This window comes from Streptomyces sp. Root431 (assembly GCF_001426585.1).
Lineage (GTDB): Bacteria > Actinomycetota > Actinomycetes > Streptomycetales > Streptomycetaceae > Streptomyces > Streptomyces stackebrandtii.
The window spans coordinates 246,811-260,627 of sequence record NZ_LMEI01000010.1 but is presented as its reverse complement, the minus strand read 5'-3'; the positions used below and the strand labels follow the sequence as shown (position 1 = coordinate 260,627).

Annotated in this window: 19 protein-coding genes; 8 read left to right on the top strand and 11 right to left on the bottom strand. The window is 71.5% G+C overall.

All coding sequences use genetic code 11. The features are described from left to right. Positions 1–25 precede the first annotated feature (25 nt). Positions 26–769: a methyltransferase domain-containing protein gene (locus ASC82_RS18850; protein ID WP_056649114.1), complete on the bottom strand. Its 744-nt coding sequence runs from the start codon at positions 767–769 to the stop codon at positions 26–28. Between the two features lie 215 nt (positions 770–984). On the opposite strand from ASC82_RS18850, the gene ASC82_RS18845 reads away from it, so the two are divergent. From ASC82_RS18845 to ASC82_RS18835, 3 genes are read left to right on the top strand one after another with little or no spacing between them, the layout of a single operon-like run. Continuing rightward, positions 985–2,622: a penicillin-binding transpeptidase domain-containing protein gene (locus tag ASC82_RS18845; RefSeq protein WP_199862565.1), complete on the top strand. Its 1,638-nt coding sequence runs from the start codon at positions 985–987 to the stop codon at positions 2,620–2,622. A gap of 55 nt (positions 2,623–2,677) precedes the next feature. Then, positions 2,678–3,178, top strand: coding sequence for a YbaK/EbsC family protein (locus ASC82_RS18840; protein ID WP_056649624.1), 501 nt, complete (start codon positions 2,678–2,680; stop codon positions 3,176–3,178). Then, positions 3,175–4,026: a DMT family transporter gene (locus ASC82_RS18835; protein WP_056649113.1), complete on the top strand. Its 852-nt coding sequence runs from the start codon at positions 3,175–3,177 to the stop codon at positions 4,024–4,026. The genes ASC82_RS18840 and ASC82_RS18835 overlap by 4 nt, the downstream gene beginning before the upstream one ends. On the opposite strand, the gene ASC82_RS18830 is transcribed toward ASC82_RS18835, so the two are convergent. The 4 genes from ASC82_RS18830 to ASC82_RS30670 form a co-directional block, all read right to left on the bottom strand. Then, positions 4,014–4,871, bottom strand: coding sequence for an alpha/beta hydrolase (locus ASC82_RS18830; protein WP_056649110.1), 858 nt, complete (start codon positions 4,869–4,871; stop codon positions 4,014–4,016). The two genes, ASC82_RS18835 and ASC82_RS18830, sit on opposite strands and share 13 nt — an antisense overlap. Continuing rightward, positions 4,868–5,461, bottom strand: a complete 594-nt coding sequence (locus ASC82_RS18825) for a TetR/AcrR family transcriptional regulator (protein WP_056649108.1) — start codon at positions 5,459–5,461, stop codon at positions 4,868–4,870. Before ASC82_RS18825 ends, ASC82_RS18830 begins: the two co-directional genes overlap by 4 nt. Positions 5,462–5,536: 75 nt before the next feature. Further along, positions 5,537–5,794 carry a hypothetical protein gene (locus ASC82_RS30675; protein ID WP_242427705.1) on the bottom strand — a complete coding sequence of 86 codons (258 nt, stop codon included), beginning with the start codon at positions 5,792–5,794 and terminating at the stop codon, positions 5,537–5,539. 19 nt (positions 5,795–5,813) lie between these two features. Next, the gene (locus ASC82_RS30670) at positions 5,814–6,248 is read right to left on the bottom strand and encodes an ATP-binding protein (RefSeq protein WP_056649103.1); all 435 of its coding nucleotides are present in this window, start codon (positions 6,246–6,248) and stop codon (positions 5,814–5,816) included. A gap of 552 nt (positions 6,249–6,800) precedes the next feature. On the opposite strand from ASC82_RS30670, the gene ASC82_RS18805 reads away from it, so the two are divergent. Genes ASC82_RS18805 through ASC82_RS18795 form a run of 3 tightly spaced genes read left to right on the top strand, consistent with a single transcriptional unit; the run spans position 6,801 to position 8,556 of the window. Beyond that, positions 6,801–7,664 carry a helix-turn-helix transcriptional regulator gene (locus ASC82_RS18805; protein WP_056649100.1) on the top strand — a complete coding sequence of 288 codons (864 nt, stop codon included), beginning with the start codon at positions 6,801–6,803 and terminating at the stop codon, positions 7,662–7,664. A gap of 15 nt (positions 7,665–7,679) precedes the next feature. After that, positions 7,680–7,880, top strand: a complete 201-nt coding sequence (locus ASC82_RS18800) for a DUF397 domain-containing protein (protein WP_347336083.1) — start codon at positions 7,680–7,682, stop codon at positions 7,878–7,880. Between the two features lie 25 nt (positions 7,881–7,905). Next, a complete protein-coding gene (locus ASC82_RS18795; RefSeq protein ID WP_242427704.1) occupies positions 7,906–8,556 on the top strand; it encodes a YdcF family protein in 651 nt (216 codons plus the stop codon). Positions 8,557–8,566: 10 nt separating this feature from the next. Here ASC82_RS18795 and lepB read toward each other — a convergent pair whose 3' ends face one another. The 5 genes from lepB to ASC82_RS18770 all read right to left on the bottom strand — a co-directional run bounded on the left by lepB (position 8,567) and on the right by ASC82_RS18770 (position 11,664). Then, positions 8,567–9,226, bottom strand: coding sequence for a signal peptidase I (lepB, locus tag ASC82_RS18790; RefSeq protein WP_056649616.1), 660 nt, complete (start codon positions 9,224–9,226; stop codon positions 8,567–8,569). 69 nt (positions 9,227–9,295) lie between these two features. Next, on the bottom strand, positions 9,296–9,652 hold the full coding sequence (locus tag ASC82_RS18785) for a hypothetical protein (RefSeq protein ID WP_056649086.1): 357 nt from the start codon (positions 9,650–9,652) through the stop codon (positions 9,296–9,298). Next, positions 9,649–10,263, bottom strand: a complete 615-nt coding sequence (locus tag ASC82_RS18780) for a sigma-70 family RNA polymerase sigma factor (RefSeq protein WP_056649083.1) — start codon at positions 10,261–10,263, stop codon at positions 9,649–9,651. Before ASC82_RS18780 ends, ASC82_RS18785 begins: the two co-directional genes overlap by 4 nt. 106 nt (positions 10,264–10,369) lie before the next feature. Further along, entirely contained in the window at positions 10,370–10,654 is a 285-nt protein-coding gene (locus ASC82_RS18775; protein ID WP_056649080.1) for a hypothetical protein, read from the bottom strand. Between the two features lie 173 nt (positions 10,655–10,827). Continuing rightward, positions 10,828–11,664, bottom strand: a complete 837-nt coding sequence (locus tag ASC82_RS18770; protein ID WP_079039375.1) for an SDR family NAD(P)-dependent oxidoreductase — start codon at positions 11,662–11,664, stop codon at positions 10,828–10,830. A gap of 163 nt (positions 11,665–11,827) precedes the next feature. Here ASC82_RS18770 and ASC82_RS18765 point away from each other — a divergent pair, with 163 nt between their 5' ends. Both ASC82_RS18765 and ASC82_RS18760 read left to right on the top strand, forming a co-directional pair. Then, positions 11,828–12,568 carry a 2OG-Fe dioxygenase family protein gene (locus tag ASC82_RS18765; protein WP_056649078.1) on the top strand — a complete coding sequence of 247 codons (741 nt, stop codon included), beginning with the start codon at positions 11,828–11,830 and terminating at the stop codon, positions 12,566–12,568. A gap of 89 nt (positions 12,569–12,657) precedes the next feature. Next, positions 12,658–13,275, top strand: coding sequence for a LysE family transporter (locus tag ASC82_RS18760; protein ID WP_056649075.1), 618 nt, complete (start codon positions 12,658–12,660; stop codon positions 13,273–13,275). Positions 13,276–13,299: 24 nt separating this feature from the next. On the opposite strand, the gene ASC82_RS18755 is transcribed toward ASC82_RS18760, so the two are convergent. Beyond that, the gene (locus ASC82_RS18755) at positions 13,300–13,788 is read right to left on the bottom strand and encodes a YbaK/EbsC family protein (protein ID WP_056649072.1); all 489 of its coding nucleotides are present in this window, start codon (positions 13,786–13,788) and stop codon (positions 13,300–13,302) included. Between the last annotated feature and the right edge of the window lie 29 nt (positions 13,789–13,817).

Below are 13,817 nucleotides of genomic sequence, written 5' to 3'. Positions count from 1 at the left end.
CGCGCCCTCTGCGTTTTTGTCGGGCTCAGCCGCTGATGAACCTGCGTGGTGCGCCCCGGCGGTCCGCCGGTTCGGGCTCCGCGGGCGCGTAGGGGGCGGAGAACAGCGCGAGGACGCCCGGGTGGACGGCGCACAGCGGCATCCGGCCGTTCTCGGCGGCCGCCGCGCGCAGCCGCTCGTCGCGGGCGAGCCGGTCGCCGCTGACGTAGAGGAAGGCGTTCTGCGCGTACCAGGGCTCGATCGCCGGGTCGTCCCACAAGCGGGTGCGCAGGCAGTCGACGAGCTGGTAGCCCCACTGCTCGAAACGCCCGCGCCAGTACGCCGGCCACTGTTCGTTGCGGTGGTCCGTCCCGGTCTGCCCGGGGATCGCGGCGGAGAAGAGGACGACGTCCGCCAGCGCGCACAGGTCGTCCACCAGGGAGTCGGCGCGGGTCGCGTCGAAGTGCTCGGCGGCCTCCAGGCACATCGCCAGGTCGAACCGCCGGTCCAGGCGCAGGGGGTGGGTGAGGTCCCTTTCCATGAAGCACTGCGGGGGAATGCGCAGCGCGTCGGCGGACACCCAGGGTCCGTCGACGCCCAGGATCTCCGCCGCCCCCAGCTGCTGGGCGGTGGCGAGCCAGGAACCGGTGCCGCACCCGAGGTCCACCACACTCGACGGCCTGACGAGGTCGAACACAAGCGGCAGCACGCACTCGGCGGAGCGCCGCGAACCGTCCTGCTGGCCGGCGTAGAACCACGCGCCGTACGTACTCGTAGAGGTGACACCCATCAGATCTCTCCTAGCGGCCGGCAGTCCTGGAAGACGAAGATTCCCAGACATATCCCCCGTTTCCGGTGAGCCGCGCAAGAAGGTTCGGGCACGCCGATTCCGATAGAGCAACCGCCCACGCCCACTGCCTTTGTGACGGATGTGGCGGTAGTTGCTCGACACACCAAAGGCACGCTGCTTGACTGGACGGCCACCTGGGGAGGGGAGGCGCAGTCATGCGCAGTGGGGCGAAGACCGCGATCGTCGGGGGCGTGTTCCTCGTCGTGGCCGGCGGTGTCGGCTACGGGGGACTCAACCTCTACAACGGGATCACGGGCGGTGACACGTCCGTCGGTCCTCGCACCGCCGAAGCTCCGAAGACCGGGCCCGTCACCGACGAGGAGGTCACCGCGACCGCGAAGGACTTCCTCGCGGCCTGGGCCGCCGGGGAGCCGGAGAAGGCCGGGCAGCTGACGAACGACCCGGTCTCGGCCGGGCCCGCCGTCGCGGCCTACCGGGACGGCGCGAGCATCTCGGAGGCCGTGATCACGCCCGGGACGCCCGTCGGGGCGAAGGTGCCGTTCACGGTGAAGGCCACCATCACGTACAAGGACGTGTCGAAGCCCTGGTCGTACGCCTCCGAGCTGACCGTCGTCCGGGGCCAGACCACCGGCCGGCCGCTGGTGAAGTGGGCGCCGTCCGTGCTCCACCCGAAGCTGCTCACCGCCGAGGCCACCGTGCGCACGGGCGTCGCGAAGACGGCCGCCGTGAAGGCCGTCGACCGCAACGGCGACGAGCTGACCCCGGAGAAGTACCCCTCGCTCGTCCCGATCATCGACGAGCTGCGCAAGCGATACGGCTCGGAGGTGGGCGGTGAGACCGGGGTCGAGACGTGGATCGACTCGGGCAGCACGACCGTCCCCGACTCCACCCTCCTCGTCCTGTCGAAGGGCAAGGCGGGCACGCTGAAGACGACCATCGACCCGAAGGTCCAGGCGGCGGCCGAGAGGGCGGTCCAGGCGTACGGCAAGGCCGCGGTGACGGCGATAGAGCCGTCCACGGGCGCGATACGGGCGGTCGCCAACAGCCCGGCCGGAGGGTTCAATACCGCCTTCCTCGGCCGGCAGGCCCCCGGCTCGACGATGAAGATCGTCACGGCCACGATGATGATGCAGCACGGCCTGGCGAAGCCCGGCAGCCCGGTCCCGTGTCCTGCCACCGTCGCCTGGAAGGGCCGCACCTTCGAGAACCTCAAGGGCTTCTCGTCGACCGGCGACCTCACCAACGCCTTTCGGCTCTCCTGCAACACCACGTTCATCAAGCCGGTCAAGCCCCTCGACGACAAGGGCATCGCGGACACCGCCCTCGGCGAGACCGCCCGCCGTTCCTTCGGCATCGGCCTCAACTGGCAGGTCGGCGTCCCCGCGTCCGACGGCAGCGTCCCCGCGTCGGAGGGGCCCGAGACGGCCGCCTCGTACATCGGTCAGGGCAGGATCACGATGAGCGCCCTGAACGTCGCCTCGCTCTCCGCGACCGCGAAGGACGGCCGTTTCCGCCAGCCGTACCTCGTGTCGGCGGAGCTCGGCGACCGGGAGTTCGCCAAGGCCGAGCCGCTCTCCCCCGAGGTCCACTCGGGGCTGCGCCGGATGATGAACGAGGCGGCCACCAACGGCACCGCGGCGAAGGCGATGGCCGGTGTCCCGTCACCCAAGGGCGCGAAGACCGGCTCCGCCGAGGTCGACGACCAGGACGAGTCCAACAGCTGGTTCACCGGCTACTCCGGCGACCTCGCGGCCGCCGCGGTCGTCCAGTCGGGCGGCCATGGCGGCGACGCGGCGGGCCCGGTGGTCGCGCGGGTCCTGAGGGCCGGCTGACCGACCCCCGGAACTCTGTCGCATGGCCCGTACAACTACCGCTAGCGTGCGGGCCATGAGCACCGCTGACGACACCACCTCCCCCGCGCACCCCCAGTTCGCCGCCGCCCTCCGGGAGTTGGGCCTCCACGTCGAGGTCCGCAGTTTCCCGGACGAGACCCGCACCGCCCAGCAGGCCGCCGACGCCATCGGCTGCGAGGTCGCCGAGATCGTGAAGTCGCTGATCTTCGCCGCCGACGGGGTGCCGGTCCTCGTCCTCATGGACGGCGCCTCGCGGGTGGACGTCGAGCGGGTACGGCAGGAGCTGGGCGCCGGGAAGGTCACCCGGGCCGACGCGAAGGCGGTCCGGGAGACGACCGGGTACGCGATCGGGGGCGTCCCGCCCTTCGGTCACCGCACCCGGACCCGGGTCCTCGCCGACCGAGGCGTCCTCGACCACGACGTCGTGTGGGCGGCGGCGGGCACCCCGCACACCGTCTTCGCCATGGACCCGAAGACGCTGGTCGCCCACGCGGGCGCCACCCTGGTGGACGTGCGCGAGACCCCGGCGTCGTGACCCCGCTCGTCACGCTCGCGGTCCTCGTCGCCGCCGTCACGCACGCGAGCTGGAACGCCATCGCGCACCACATCAAGGAGCAGCTGCTCTCCTTCACGCTGATATCCGGCGGCGGGGCGCTGATAGGCCTGATCACGGCGGTCTTCGTCCCGCTCCCGGCGGCCGGCGCCTGGCCGTACCTCGTGATCTCGGCGCTCCTCCACATCGGCTACTACGCCCTGCTCATGCGCTCGTTCACGCTGGGCGACTTCGGGCAGATGTACCCGATCGCCCGCGGCACGGCCCCGCTCGTCGTGACCGTGATCGCGGCGGTCTTCCTGGACGAGGTGCCGGGCGGCTGGCAGCTGCTCGGGGTGGCGGTGGCGTGCGCGGGCCTGACGGGCCTCGCCCTCTGGGGCATCCGGGGCAAGGACACCCGCCCGCACTGGCCGGCGCTGCTCGCCGCCGGCGCGACGGGCCTGTCGATCGCGCTCTACACGGTCGTCGACGGCGTCGGCGTCCGCGCCTCCGGCACGCCGCTCGGCTACATCGCGTGGCTGATGATCCTCCAGGGCCTCGTGATCCCCGCGTACGCCCTCTGGCGGCGGCGCGCGGCCCTCATCCCCCAACTCCGCCCGTACGCCGCCCGGGGCGCCCTCGGCGGCCTCCTCTCCGTCTCGGCGTACGCGCTCGTCCTGTGGGCCCAGACGAAGGCCCCGCTGGCCCCGATCGCCGCACTCCGCGAGTCCTCGATCATCGTGGGCGCCGCGATCGGCGCCCTCTTCTTCAAGGAACGCTTCGGCGCACCACGGGTCGCGGCGGCGGGCCTGATGGTCATCGGCATCGGCCTGATGCTTCAGGCGGGGTGACCGGGGCCGGCGCGGAACGCCTCGCGCAGGGCTTCGCCGAACGGGGCCGGATGCGTGGTCGAACCGACGTGCCCGCCGGGGAAGTGGAGCAGCTCCAGGCCGAGGCGCTCGGCCATGAGGGCGGCCGGGCGGTAGGCCAACTCACCGACCGAGTCGCGGCCGCCGGCGAGCACGAGCCGGTCCGACAGCGCCGCCAGCCGGTTCAGGTCCGGGGTGGAGGACATGAAGGCGGGGACGATCCGGCCGACGAAGTACGGCAGGTCGGCCATGGTCCGTTCGGCCCTCGCCGCGGCCTGCGGCGGAAGCTCGGCCACCGCGGACGGCGGCTCGGCGGCATCACCGTCCCCCTTGAGCCCCGCGGCGAACACGGCCATCGCCGGCATGAGTCCTTGCGTACGGAACGTCTCCTGCACGCGCGCGAGGAGCGCGCGGTGGTCGGCGGCGTCCGGCAGGACCATGACGGCCGGGGGCTCGTGCGCCACGACGCGTGCGACGCGTTCGGGGCGGGTGGCGAGCAGGTGCAGGGCGGTGATCGCGCCCGAGCTGGCGCCGAACACCCGGGCGGGCTCGCGGGGTGAGAGCAGGTCCAGGAGGCGGAGCGCGTCGTCGGCGTGTTCGGCCACGGTCTGCTCGGCCTCGGGGTCGTCCAGCGCGCTGCGGGACATCCCGCGCGGGTCGTAGGTGGCGACCGTGTACGCGCCGGCCAGGTCGTCGGCGAAGCCGTCGAAGGCGGCAGCCCCGCCCGTCCCGCCGGGGATCAGCAGCAGGAGCGGGCCGTGACCGCGCACTTCGTAGTGCAGGGTCGCGCCGTTCACGCGCAGGCTGCCGGTGGTCGGGGCGGTCATGCGGAGTCTCCTTCTCGGGACGGGGGCCAGTGCTCCAGGAGGGTGTGCAGGGCGTCGAGGGCGCGGACCCAGGAGTCCTGCGGCGAACGCTCGTGCCCGAACCCACCCGCGGCCTCCAGGGCGACGAACCCGTGGAACGTGCTCCGCAGCAACCGGACCGCGTCGGTCAGGTCCGGCTCGGCCAGTCCGTAACCGCGCAACATGCCGTAGGTCAGCTCGACCGCGCGGCGCGGGCCGGGGGCGTTCGCGGCCAGCTCGGGATCGATCCGGATCGGGAGCTGCGTCGCCGTGTAGCGGCCCGGATGCGCGTGGGCGTACTCCCGCCAGGCGTCGGCGAAGGCGACCAGCGCGTCCTTGCCCGAACGGCCGGCGGTCGCCTCCGCGATGCGGAGGGTCTTCTCGTCCGCCGCCAGCAGGGCGATCCGGCCGCGCAGGTCCTCCAGGCCGCGGACGTGCGTGTAGAGGCTCGCGTCCTTCACGCCCAGCCGCCGGGCGACCTGCGACATCGTCACCTGGTCGAGCCCCGCCTCGTCCGCCAACTCGGCGCCCGCGAGGGTGACCCGATCCGCCGTCAGCCCTGCCCGTGCCATGCATTCCTCCACACCGTTCCTAGGGGCTCTAGGTTTAACCTAGAGCCCCTAGGAACAGCAACCGAGAAACGGGGTTCACTGGGTACCGCTGTCGCTGGACACGGACGAGGTCGCCCGGAAGAAGTCGGTACGGATGCGGCGGAAGCCGGTGTGTCCGGTCTCCTCGGCGTGGGCGAGGCACCAGACGGCGGGCCCTCGCCCGTCGTCCGCCGCGCCGGAACCGTCCAGGCAGGTGGTGCACTCCGCCTCGGTGATCGGCCCGCTGCCGGAGCGGTCGGCCCGTAACGCCCAGAGCTTCGGCCGCCGCGCCCCCCGGTGGTACGGCCCCGCCACGCGGCCTAACGCCATTCCCTCACGACGCATCCGACTCCCCCTCCACGGCAAGCTCCGCCCACACCAGCTTTCCCGCCCCGGGACGGTCGCAGACACCCCACTTCTCGGCGAGGACATCGACGAGCGGAAGCCCCCACCCGCCGTCCGCGCCACTCTCCGGCAGGGCCATCAACGGCCGTTGTTTGGAGGCGTCATGGACCTCGATGCGCAGCGCCCCGCCGGGCACGCGGGCGAAGTGGGTCTCGACCTCGCGCCCGGACACACGGCCGTGGCGGACGGCGTTCGTCAGCAGCTCGGAGAGCACAAGCGAGGCGGCGTCCTCGACGGCACCCCACTCCCACCGGGCGAGCGTCCGGCGCAGCTCGCGGCGGGCGAGGGGGACGCTGCGGGCGGCCTGCCGCCAGCGGCGTACGACGGTGTCGTCGTCCGGCGGGTTCGTCGGCGCGGGCCCCATCAGGCCACCTCCACGCCATGGATCGACCGCGCCCCGACGTCGACCCCGTGCACGGCCAACCACAACGCCCGCCGCCGCTGCCGCTGCAACCGGACCTCGTCGAGGTAGGGCCGTACGAGACGACTGTCCTCCCCTCGGAGGAGGGGAACGCGGCAGCGGGGCGGAGCTGTTGGCGCGGCACCCGGCTGGGCGAGCGGTACGGGCGGCGCTCCGCCCAGTCGCCTGCGCCCCGACGGGGGCAGCAACAGCCGTAAGACAAGCCCGAGAAGGCGGGCGATAGGGTTCACCATGTTGACGCTCCTAGTAGGCGTTGGCCACGCCCCCGGACCGGTCGCACGGTCGCGGGGGTCTTCCTGTTTCCACGCACAGGCCAGCAAGATCCACTCACCGTCACGCAAGCGCGACAGTGAGTGATCGCAGTCACAGCATGCCCGCGCCTGCGCCAAGAATGCAAGGCTTGCGAAATACCTCTCGGCGTTCGAATCGAGTTGAGCGTCGATGCGCTGACCGCGCACACTCGCGGGTATCACTCGGCAGAGAAAGGACCGCATCATGCCGGACAAGCGACCGCGCCCACCGACAGTCAGACTCCGGCGCCTCGCAGCCGAGTTGAGAAAGCTTCGAGCCGAGTCAGGGCTCACGCGCGAGGACGTCACGGCGCGGACCGGGATCAACGAAGCGACCCTTTACCGGATCGAGCGGTCGCGCGCCCGCCCTCAAAAGCGCACCCTTGTCAGCCTGTTGGACCTGTACCAGGCCGACGACCGGGCTCGTGCCGACCTGTTGGCCCTGCAGAGCGGCTCGAACGACCAAGGGTGGCTGCGGCCGTACCACTCGGAACTGCCCGAGGAGTACACCGCGTACATCGGGTTCGAGGCAGAAGCGCGGACCGTCCGCAATTACGAGTCCCTGTTCGTTCCCGGACTCGCCCAGACAGAGCCCTACGCCTCGGCAGTCGTCAAGGGTGTCCTGCCGATGGCCAGCCAGAAGGAGGTCGCCCAGCGCGTCCAGGCGCGCATGGAGCGGCAGGCCGTCCTCACCAAGGAACGCCCGCTGCAGCTCTGGGCGATCGTGGACGAGGCGGCCTTGAGGCGCACGGTCGGCGGACGCGACGTCATGCGGGGCCAGGCACGGCACCTCCTCGATCTGATGGCGGAGCCCCACGTCACGTTCCAGGTGATTCCGTTCGAGCAAGGCGCCCACGCCGGCATGACCGGCAGCTTCGTGCACATGGACTTCCCGGACGCGGACGACCCCGAGCTCGTCTATCTGGACACCCCCGCCGGTGACCTGTTCCTGGAGTCGGAGGCGGAGATCCGGCGCTACAAGTCGATGTTCGAGCACCTTCAGGCGGTGGCGCTCGGGCCGAACGACAGCGCCGATCTGCTGGCTATGGTTGCGGCAGCGAAAGACTGAGAGAAGGTGTTCGGAGTGCAGCACGACCCCGCCGAGCCCATGTGGCGAAGCAGCAGCTACAGCAGTGGGAACGGCCAGTGCATCGAGGTCAGGGACGACCTCCCGGGCACCGTGCCCGTACGCGACAGCAAGGCCGCCCCCGCCGGGCCGTGCCTCTTCTTCGAGGCGGAGGCCTGGGCGTCGTTCGTCGGGGCCGTGAAGGACGAGCGGCTCTAGGCCGGTGGCCCGGCGCGAGCTTCCCGTGGTTCCCGCGCACGCCATGGAGGACGCCCAACTGCTGTGGGACTTCCAGCAGATGCGGCACGCACCCCGGCCCTGTTCCGTCATCGTCGGGCTCGGGAGTCATGATCTCGGCGTCGCCGACGTCGCCGCCGGGTTGTACCTGCGGGGGCTCGCTCCGGTCGTCGTGTTCACCGGGGCGACCAGTCGGACCACCATGGAGCGGATGCCCCGGGGTGAGGCCGAGCACTATCGGGAGCGGGCGGTGGAGTTGGGCGTGCCCGAGGGCGTCGTGCTCGTCGAGCCTCGGGCTCGGCACACCGGCGAGAACATCCGGTTCTCGCGGGAGTTGCTCGCCCAGCGGGGCGTCGACGTCGCCTCCGTGCTGCTCGTCAGCAAGCCGTACGAGGAGCGCCGGGCGTACGCGACCGCGCGCCGGCTCTGGCCCGAGGTGGAGGTCGTCTGTGCGTCGGCTCCGATGACGCTCGCCGCGTACGTCGACTCGATCCGGGACGCCCGGCTCGTCCTCGACATGCTCGTCGGGGCCGTGCAGCGGCTGATGGTCTACCCGGCACAGGGGTTCATGGTGGCGACGGACGTCCCCCGGTCCGTCGCCGTCGCCTTCGAGCGGCTTCGGGACCAGGGGTTCACGAGCCGTCTCGTGGCCCCCTGAGGCCGTGCTCTCACACCGTGAGCCGTCGGGGGCTTCGGCCGGCCGCGTAGCCGCCGATGCCGAGGCCCGTCCCGACCAGGGTCAGGACGATCCCGAGGACTCCGAGTACCGCCGAGGCCACCGGCAGGCCCGCGCCGTCGCGTACGCGGCCGAGTACCGCGGAGGTCGCGACGCTGCCCGACCTGTCGTCGAGGAAGAAGCGCGAGTCGTTCGCGTTGCCACGGTTGTCGCCCAGCAGGAACAGCCGGCCCTCCGGCACCCGGACGTCGTACGGATCGGTCGCCGGGGCCAGGTCGCCGGGCATCACGTACGGCTCGTCGACCGGCTCCCCGTTCACCGTGATCCGGTCCCCGTCGGACGTCACGTGGTCGCCGCCCGTCCCGATGACCCGTTGCAGGACCGGCGCGCTCCGGTAGCGGTCGGGCACGTGGACGAGTACGACATCGCCTCTGCGTATCCCGTCCGCGGCGACGTCTTCGGCGACCAGCCGCTCGCCCGGGCTGTACGTGGGCCGCATCGACTCGCCCATGACGGTGACCCCTTGGTACGTCGTGAAGAAGTAGCCGACGCCTCCCAGGGCCAGGATCAGCCCTAGGGGCACCAGGATGCGCGCCGCGATGCGCAGGCCGCTGCCCGCTCGCGCCCCTGATCCCGCTCCCTGCCGATTCATGAACACCCCTCTCCCGAACCGCCCGTGGCCGGGCGGACCAGCAGAGGGTAGTAGAGGGTCAGCTTCCGGTTAGTCCGACGGCCGCACGACCCTGGGCGTCGCGGGGGACGACGGGGTCGACGCCGACGGTGTGGGCGGCTGTGTCGGGTCGGTGACACCCGGAGGGCCGGCCGGCGGGGCCGGGGCGGGGGCCAGGGGGCTGCCCGGGAACAGGTACAGGAGGCAGACCGCCGCCACCGACGCCGCCGCGACCAGCGCGGCGAGGCCGGGGCCGCGCAGGGCGCGGAGGGTCCAGGCGCGGCCCTGCGGCGGGTCCTCCCGGCGGAGGTCCTGGTGGGTGATCTGGGCCGCACGGGCCGTCAGGGCCGCTCTGAGGCGGGTCTCCGTCGTCGCGTGGCGGTCTTCGGCGGGCGGGGTGGTGGTCATCGGGACGCCTCCAGTCTCTTCTCCAGGGCGTCCAGGGCCCTGCTCGCCGTGGACTTCACCGTGCCGCGCGAGAGGCCGAGCGTCCGGGCGATCTGTGCCTCGGTCAGTTCCGACCAGTAGCGGAGGACCAGGACCTCGCGCTGGCGGACGGTGAGCTGCGACAGCGCGTCGAGGACGGTGCGGTGTTCCTCCGCCAGGAGGAGGCGTTCGTCCACCGGAGCGCTCGCCGGCTGGTGCGGCGGGGTGTAGCCGCGGGCCGTGCGGCGGCGGCGCAGTACGGAGCGGGCCGCGTTGACCACGGCGGTGTGCAGGTACGCCGCCGGGTCCTGGAGCCCGTCGAGGGACGTGCCGTACGCGCGGCACACGGCCGCGAACGCGTCCTGGACGACGTCCTCCGCCGTGTGCAGGTCGTCGACGAGGAACAGCGCCAGTCGCACCATGTCGAGCCGGCGGGCGCTGTACAGGTCGGTCAGCGTGGGCGGCCGCTCGTCGTACGGCGTGACCCGTGCGCGCGGGCGGAGTTCCCGTACGACCGCCCTGCCCTCGGCCCCGGACACGCGGGCGAGCAGACGGGACCACCAAGGGGGCGCGGCGGCTATCGCGTACTGCACTGCATGGGCCTCGCTTGCATCGTGAGGGGAGGGGAAGTGGGAGGGGGTGGGGGTGGGGGTGGGGCGGGTCGGTCTTCGAGACCGGCCCGCCCCCTCTGCTCCCGTGTTACTTCTTGGCTCCCGTACCCGGCGCGATCACGCGCGGCGCGTTCTCCGCGGGGACCGGCTTCGCCACTGCGGGCTTGGACGCCGGCTTCACCACGGCCGGCTTCGGCGCGGGCTTCACCACGGCCGGCTTCGGCGCCGGCTTCGCGGCCGCGTCACCCGGCGTGACGACCTTCGGCGCAGGCTTGGGGCCCGAGTCGGCGACGGCCTGAGCCGTGAAGGCACCGCCCAGGAGCAGGGTGGCACCGGCGACGGCACCCAGGATGCGGCGGGGATTGCGGTTCATGGCTTCTCCAAGGGAGGAGGTGGGATGGGACGTGAAGGGCGCCTTCAACCCACCAGACGTGTGGCACCTCCCGGGGTTGCGTCCCCGGTCGAAGAAGTTCTCCGGTCGAAGAAGTTCACCGGTCGAAGAAGTTCTGCGGTGAAGGAGTTCTCCGGCGGAGGAGCTCTCCGGCCTCAGTCCGCCAGGACCTCCGCGAAGTGGGAGTTCACCGCCAGCAGCCCGCCGTCGACCCGCAGGACCGTCCCCGTGATCCAGGACGCGTCCCGCGACGCGAGGAACGCGACGGCGGCGGCCACGTCCTCCGGCGTGCCGACTCGGCCCAGGGGGTAGACGCGGTCCGCGAGCGCCGCGAGTCCGGCCTCCCTGCCCGCCCAGGCCGTCGTCGCGATCGTCCCCGGGTTGATCTGGTTGACGCGGACGCCGCGCGGCGCCGCGTCGCCCGCCAGCGTCCGGGTGAGCGAGGCGAGGCCCGCCTTGGCCGCGCTGTAGGCGTGGTTGCCGAAGTCCACCTCGGCGTTGACCGAGCCGATGGTGACGATCGCCCCGCGCCCGCCCGCCGCCGCGAGGTGCGGCAGCGCCGCGCGGGAGCAGCGGACCGCGCCCATCAGCGTCACGTCGAGCTGGCCGGCCCAGCCCCCGTCGGGCTCGTCCTCGAAGCGGTCCCGGTCGGGGGCGACGGGCGCGAGGGCGTTGTTGACGAGGACGTCCAGGCCGCCGAAGGTCTCCACCGCGTACGCGACGGCCGCCTCCACCGCGTCCCGGTCGCCGACGTCGCAGCGCAGGGCCACCGCCCCGGGCAGCTCGGCGGCGGTCCGCGCGGCCTCGTCCTCGTCGATGTCCGTGACCAGCACCCGCGCGCCCTCCGCCGCGAGGCGCCGTGCGGTGGCCGCGCCGATGCCGCGCGCCGCGCCCGTGATCAGTACCGCGTATCCGTCGAAGCGCCGCGCCTGCGCCGTGGGTGCCGCCTGGGCTCCCTGTGCCGTGTGCGCCGTGTGTGTCACGTGAGTCATGGGGTCCATGTGCCTTCCCCTACCCCTCGCACCATCCGCCCGCAACATTCCGTTCACAAAGGCGAGTTGTGGCAATTCGGCCACGACCGAAAGGCTTTGACATGCACCCGCCGCAAATACCACGATCAACTCTGCCGTTGACCACGTGGACACAGGGGGAACAATGTCTTCGACGTACGAATCCGGAGTAGAGGAAATATGCGAGTCCCTTTCTTCCCGGAGTTTCGACCTCCGCTCCGGTGAGAAGGTCAAGCAGCTTCTCCTCCAGCGCTCGGAAACCGCGCTCGACGACCTGGAGCCCTTCCGCGACAGCTGGGGCCGGATGCCGCTCGACAGCTACATGGCGGACGGCGGGCGCTACCGCCGCCGCCGGCACGCCACGCTGAGCGCGCCCCGGTCGAGCGCCGACTACCGCGTCGAGGCCCACCAGCCGCACTACCAGGGGCTCGACTACAACAACCTCAACGGCGGCGTGGCCCGGCACTACGAGCCGTTCGAGGACGCGGCGCTGCGCGGCGCAACGATGAACAGCCTGGTCACCCTGGGCTGCGACATCTTCGGCCGGCTCGCCCCGTACTCCGCGTGGCACATCGAGGCCCACCAGTTCCGCATCGAGGTCGACGGGGCCGAGATCGGCCTGCCGACGCCCGAGGGCGTCCACCGCGACGGCGTCACCTTCGTCCTGATGGCGATGATCGGCCGCACGAACGCCACCGGCGGCGAGAGCACCGTCTTCAACCTGGACAAGCAGCCGGTCGAGAAGTTCGCCCTGACCGACCCCCTCGACCTTGCGCTGGTCAACGACGAGCGGGTCTACCACGGCGTCTCGCCGATCGAGCAGATCGATTCCGCCGCCCCCGCCTCGCGCGACGTGCTGGTCGTGACCTACCGTCACAAGCCCTGATGTCAGGCGCGGGTGCGGGGGCCGGCGTCCGCGAAGGCGCCGCCCCCCGCCCGCGCAACCCTTGAGTGAGAAGACGGGAAGACGCGTACATGGGTCAGCTCATCGCCGTGGCGGTCATCACCATTCTGGCTGTCATCAGCCCCGGCGCGGATTTCGCGATGACCGTCCGCAACAGTTATCTGTACGGGCGGACCGCCGGCGTTCTCGCCGCCGTCGGAATTGCCCTGGGCGTTCTCGTCCACGTCACTTACACGATGCTGGGCGTGGGACTTCTGGTTTCCAGGACCCCGATGCTTTTCACGGCGATGAAACTGATCGGCGCCGCTTATCTGGTGTACATCGGATACAAGACGTTCGTCACCAAGACCCAGGTGGACGTCGACCTGTCGAGCGGCGAAGGTCTGTCGAAGGCCGGCGCGCTGCGCACCGGCTTCCTGACGAACGCGCTCAACCCGAAGACCATGCTGTTCGTGCTGAGCACGTACACGCAGGTCGTCAGCGCGGACACCCCCGTCTTCCAGCAGGTCGGCTACGGCCTCTTCATGTCCTTCGCCCACCTGGTCTGGTTCGCGCTCGCCGCGCTGCTCTTCTCCAACCAGAGCCTGCGGTCCCGCCTGTTGCAGCGCCAGACCGTGCTCAACAAGGTCATCGGCACCGTGCTCGTCGGACTCGGGATGCTGCTCGCGCTGACGCCCGCCATGGCCTGACGGCGAGACCTCGACGAACGAACCTCAGCCCGTCGACGACACCCGCTCGACACGCGGCTCCGCGATCGACCGGTAGTCCGCACTGGAGAGCGCGATCGAGCGGTCGAGACGGGCGGCGTTGAAGTAGAACTCCTCGTGCGTCAGCAGGTCGGGGTCGACGAGGAGCTCCAGGCGCTCGTCGAAGGAGAACGGCAGGATGGTGCCGCTCTCCGAGCCCGCGAGCTCCTCGGCGATCTCCGGGGACGCGAAGGAGACGTACGTGCCGCCGTACAGCGCCTTCACCGCCGCGAGATCGATCCGCTTGTCACCGGGGACGACGACGAGCGCGAACCGCTTCTCCTTCTTGCCGATCTTGACCATGGCGATGATGCACTTGGCCGCCTGGGCGAGTTCGTGCCCCCGCAGGGCGCTGACCGCCTCCGTGGCACCCTCGGGCGCGTGCTCGATCACCCGGTAGGCGGCGCCGCGCTCGTCGAGCAGGGCGACCAGCTTCTCGTACGTTTCCTGGGACATGAGCTCTCTCCTCTTGCAACCGATGTACG

What these genes read in the sequence shown, in the direction of transcription:
- ASC82_RS18830 (WP_056649110.1), bottom strand. Translation starts at nt 4,871, where the DNA reads ATGACCGCCCCGACCACCGGCAGCCTGCGCGTGAACGGCGCGACCCTG.
- ASC82_RS18775 (WP_056649080.1), bottom strand. Translation starts at nt 10,654, where the DNA reads ATGAACCGCAATCCCCGCCGCATCCTGGGTGCCGTCGCCGGTGCCACC.
- ASC82_RS18840 (WP_056649624.1), top strand. Translation starts at nt 2,678, where the DNA reads ATGAGCACCGCTGACGACACCACCTCCCCCGCGCACCCCCAGTTCGCC.
- ASC82_RS18805 (WP_056649100.1), top strand. Translation starts at nt 6,801, where the DNA reads ATGCCGGACAAGCGACCGCGCCCACCGACAGTCAGACTCCGGCGCCTC.
- ASC82_RS18825 (WP_056649108.1), bottom strand. Translation starts at nt 5,461, where the DNA reads ATGGCACGGGCAGGGCTGACGGCGGATCGGGTCACCCTCGCGGGCGCC.
- ASC82_RS18785 (WP_056649086.1), bottom strand. Translation starts at nt 9,652, where the DNA reads ATGACCACCACCCCGCCCGCCGAAGACCGCCACGCGACGACGGAGACC.
- ASC82_RS18760 (WP_056649075.1), top strand. Translation starts at nt 12,658, where the DNA reads ATGGGTCAGCTCATCGCCGTGGCGGTCATCACCATTCTGGCTGTCATC.
- ASC82_RS18770 (WP_079039375.1), bottom strand. Translation starts at nt 11,664, where the DNA reads ATGACTCACGTGACACACACGGCGCACACGGCACAGGGAGCCCAGGCG.
- ASC82_RS18845 (WP_199862565.1), top strand. Translation starts at nt 985, where the DNA reads ATGCGCAGTGGGGCGAAGACCGCGATCGTCGGGGGCGTGTTCCTCGTC.
- ASC82_RS30670 (WP_056649103.1), bottom strand. Translation starts at nt 6,248, where the DNA reads ATGGGGCCCGCGCCGACGAACCCGCCGGACGACGACACCGTCGTACGC.
- lepB (WP_056649616.1), bottom strand. Translation starts at nt 9,226, where the DNA reads ATGAATCGGCAGGGAGCGGGATCAGGGGCGCGAGCGGGCAGCGGCCTG.
- ASC82_RS18755 (WP_056649072.1), bottom strand. Translation starts at nt 13,788, where the DNA reads ATGTCCCAGGAAACGTACGAGAAGCTGGTCGCCCTGCTCGACGAGCGC.
- ASC82_RS18765 (WP_056649078.1), top strand. Translation starts at nt 11,828, where the DNA reads ATGTCTTCGACGTACGAATCCGGAGTAGAGGAAATATGCGAGTCCCTT.
- ASC82_RS18850 (WP_056649114.1), bottom strand. Translation starts at nt 769, where the DNA reads ATGGGTGTCACCTCTACGAGTACGTACGGCGCGTGGTTCTACGCCGGC.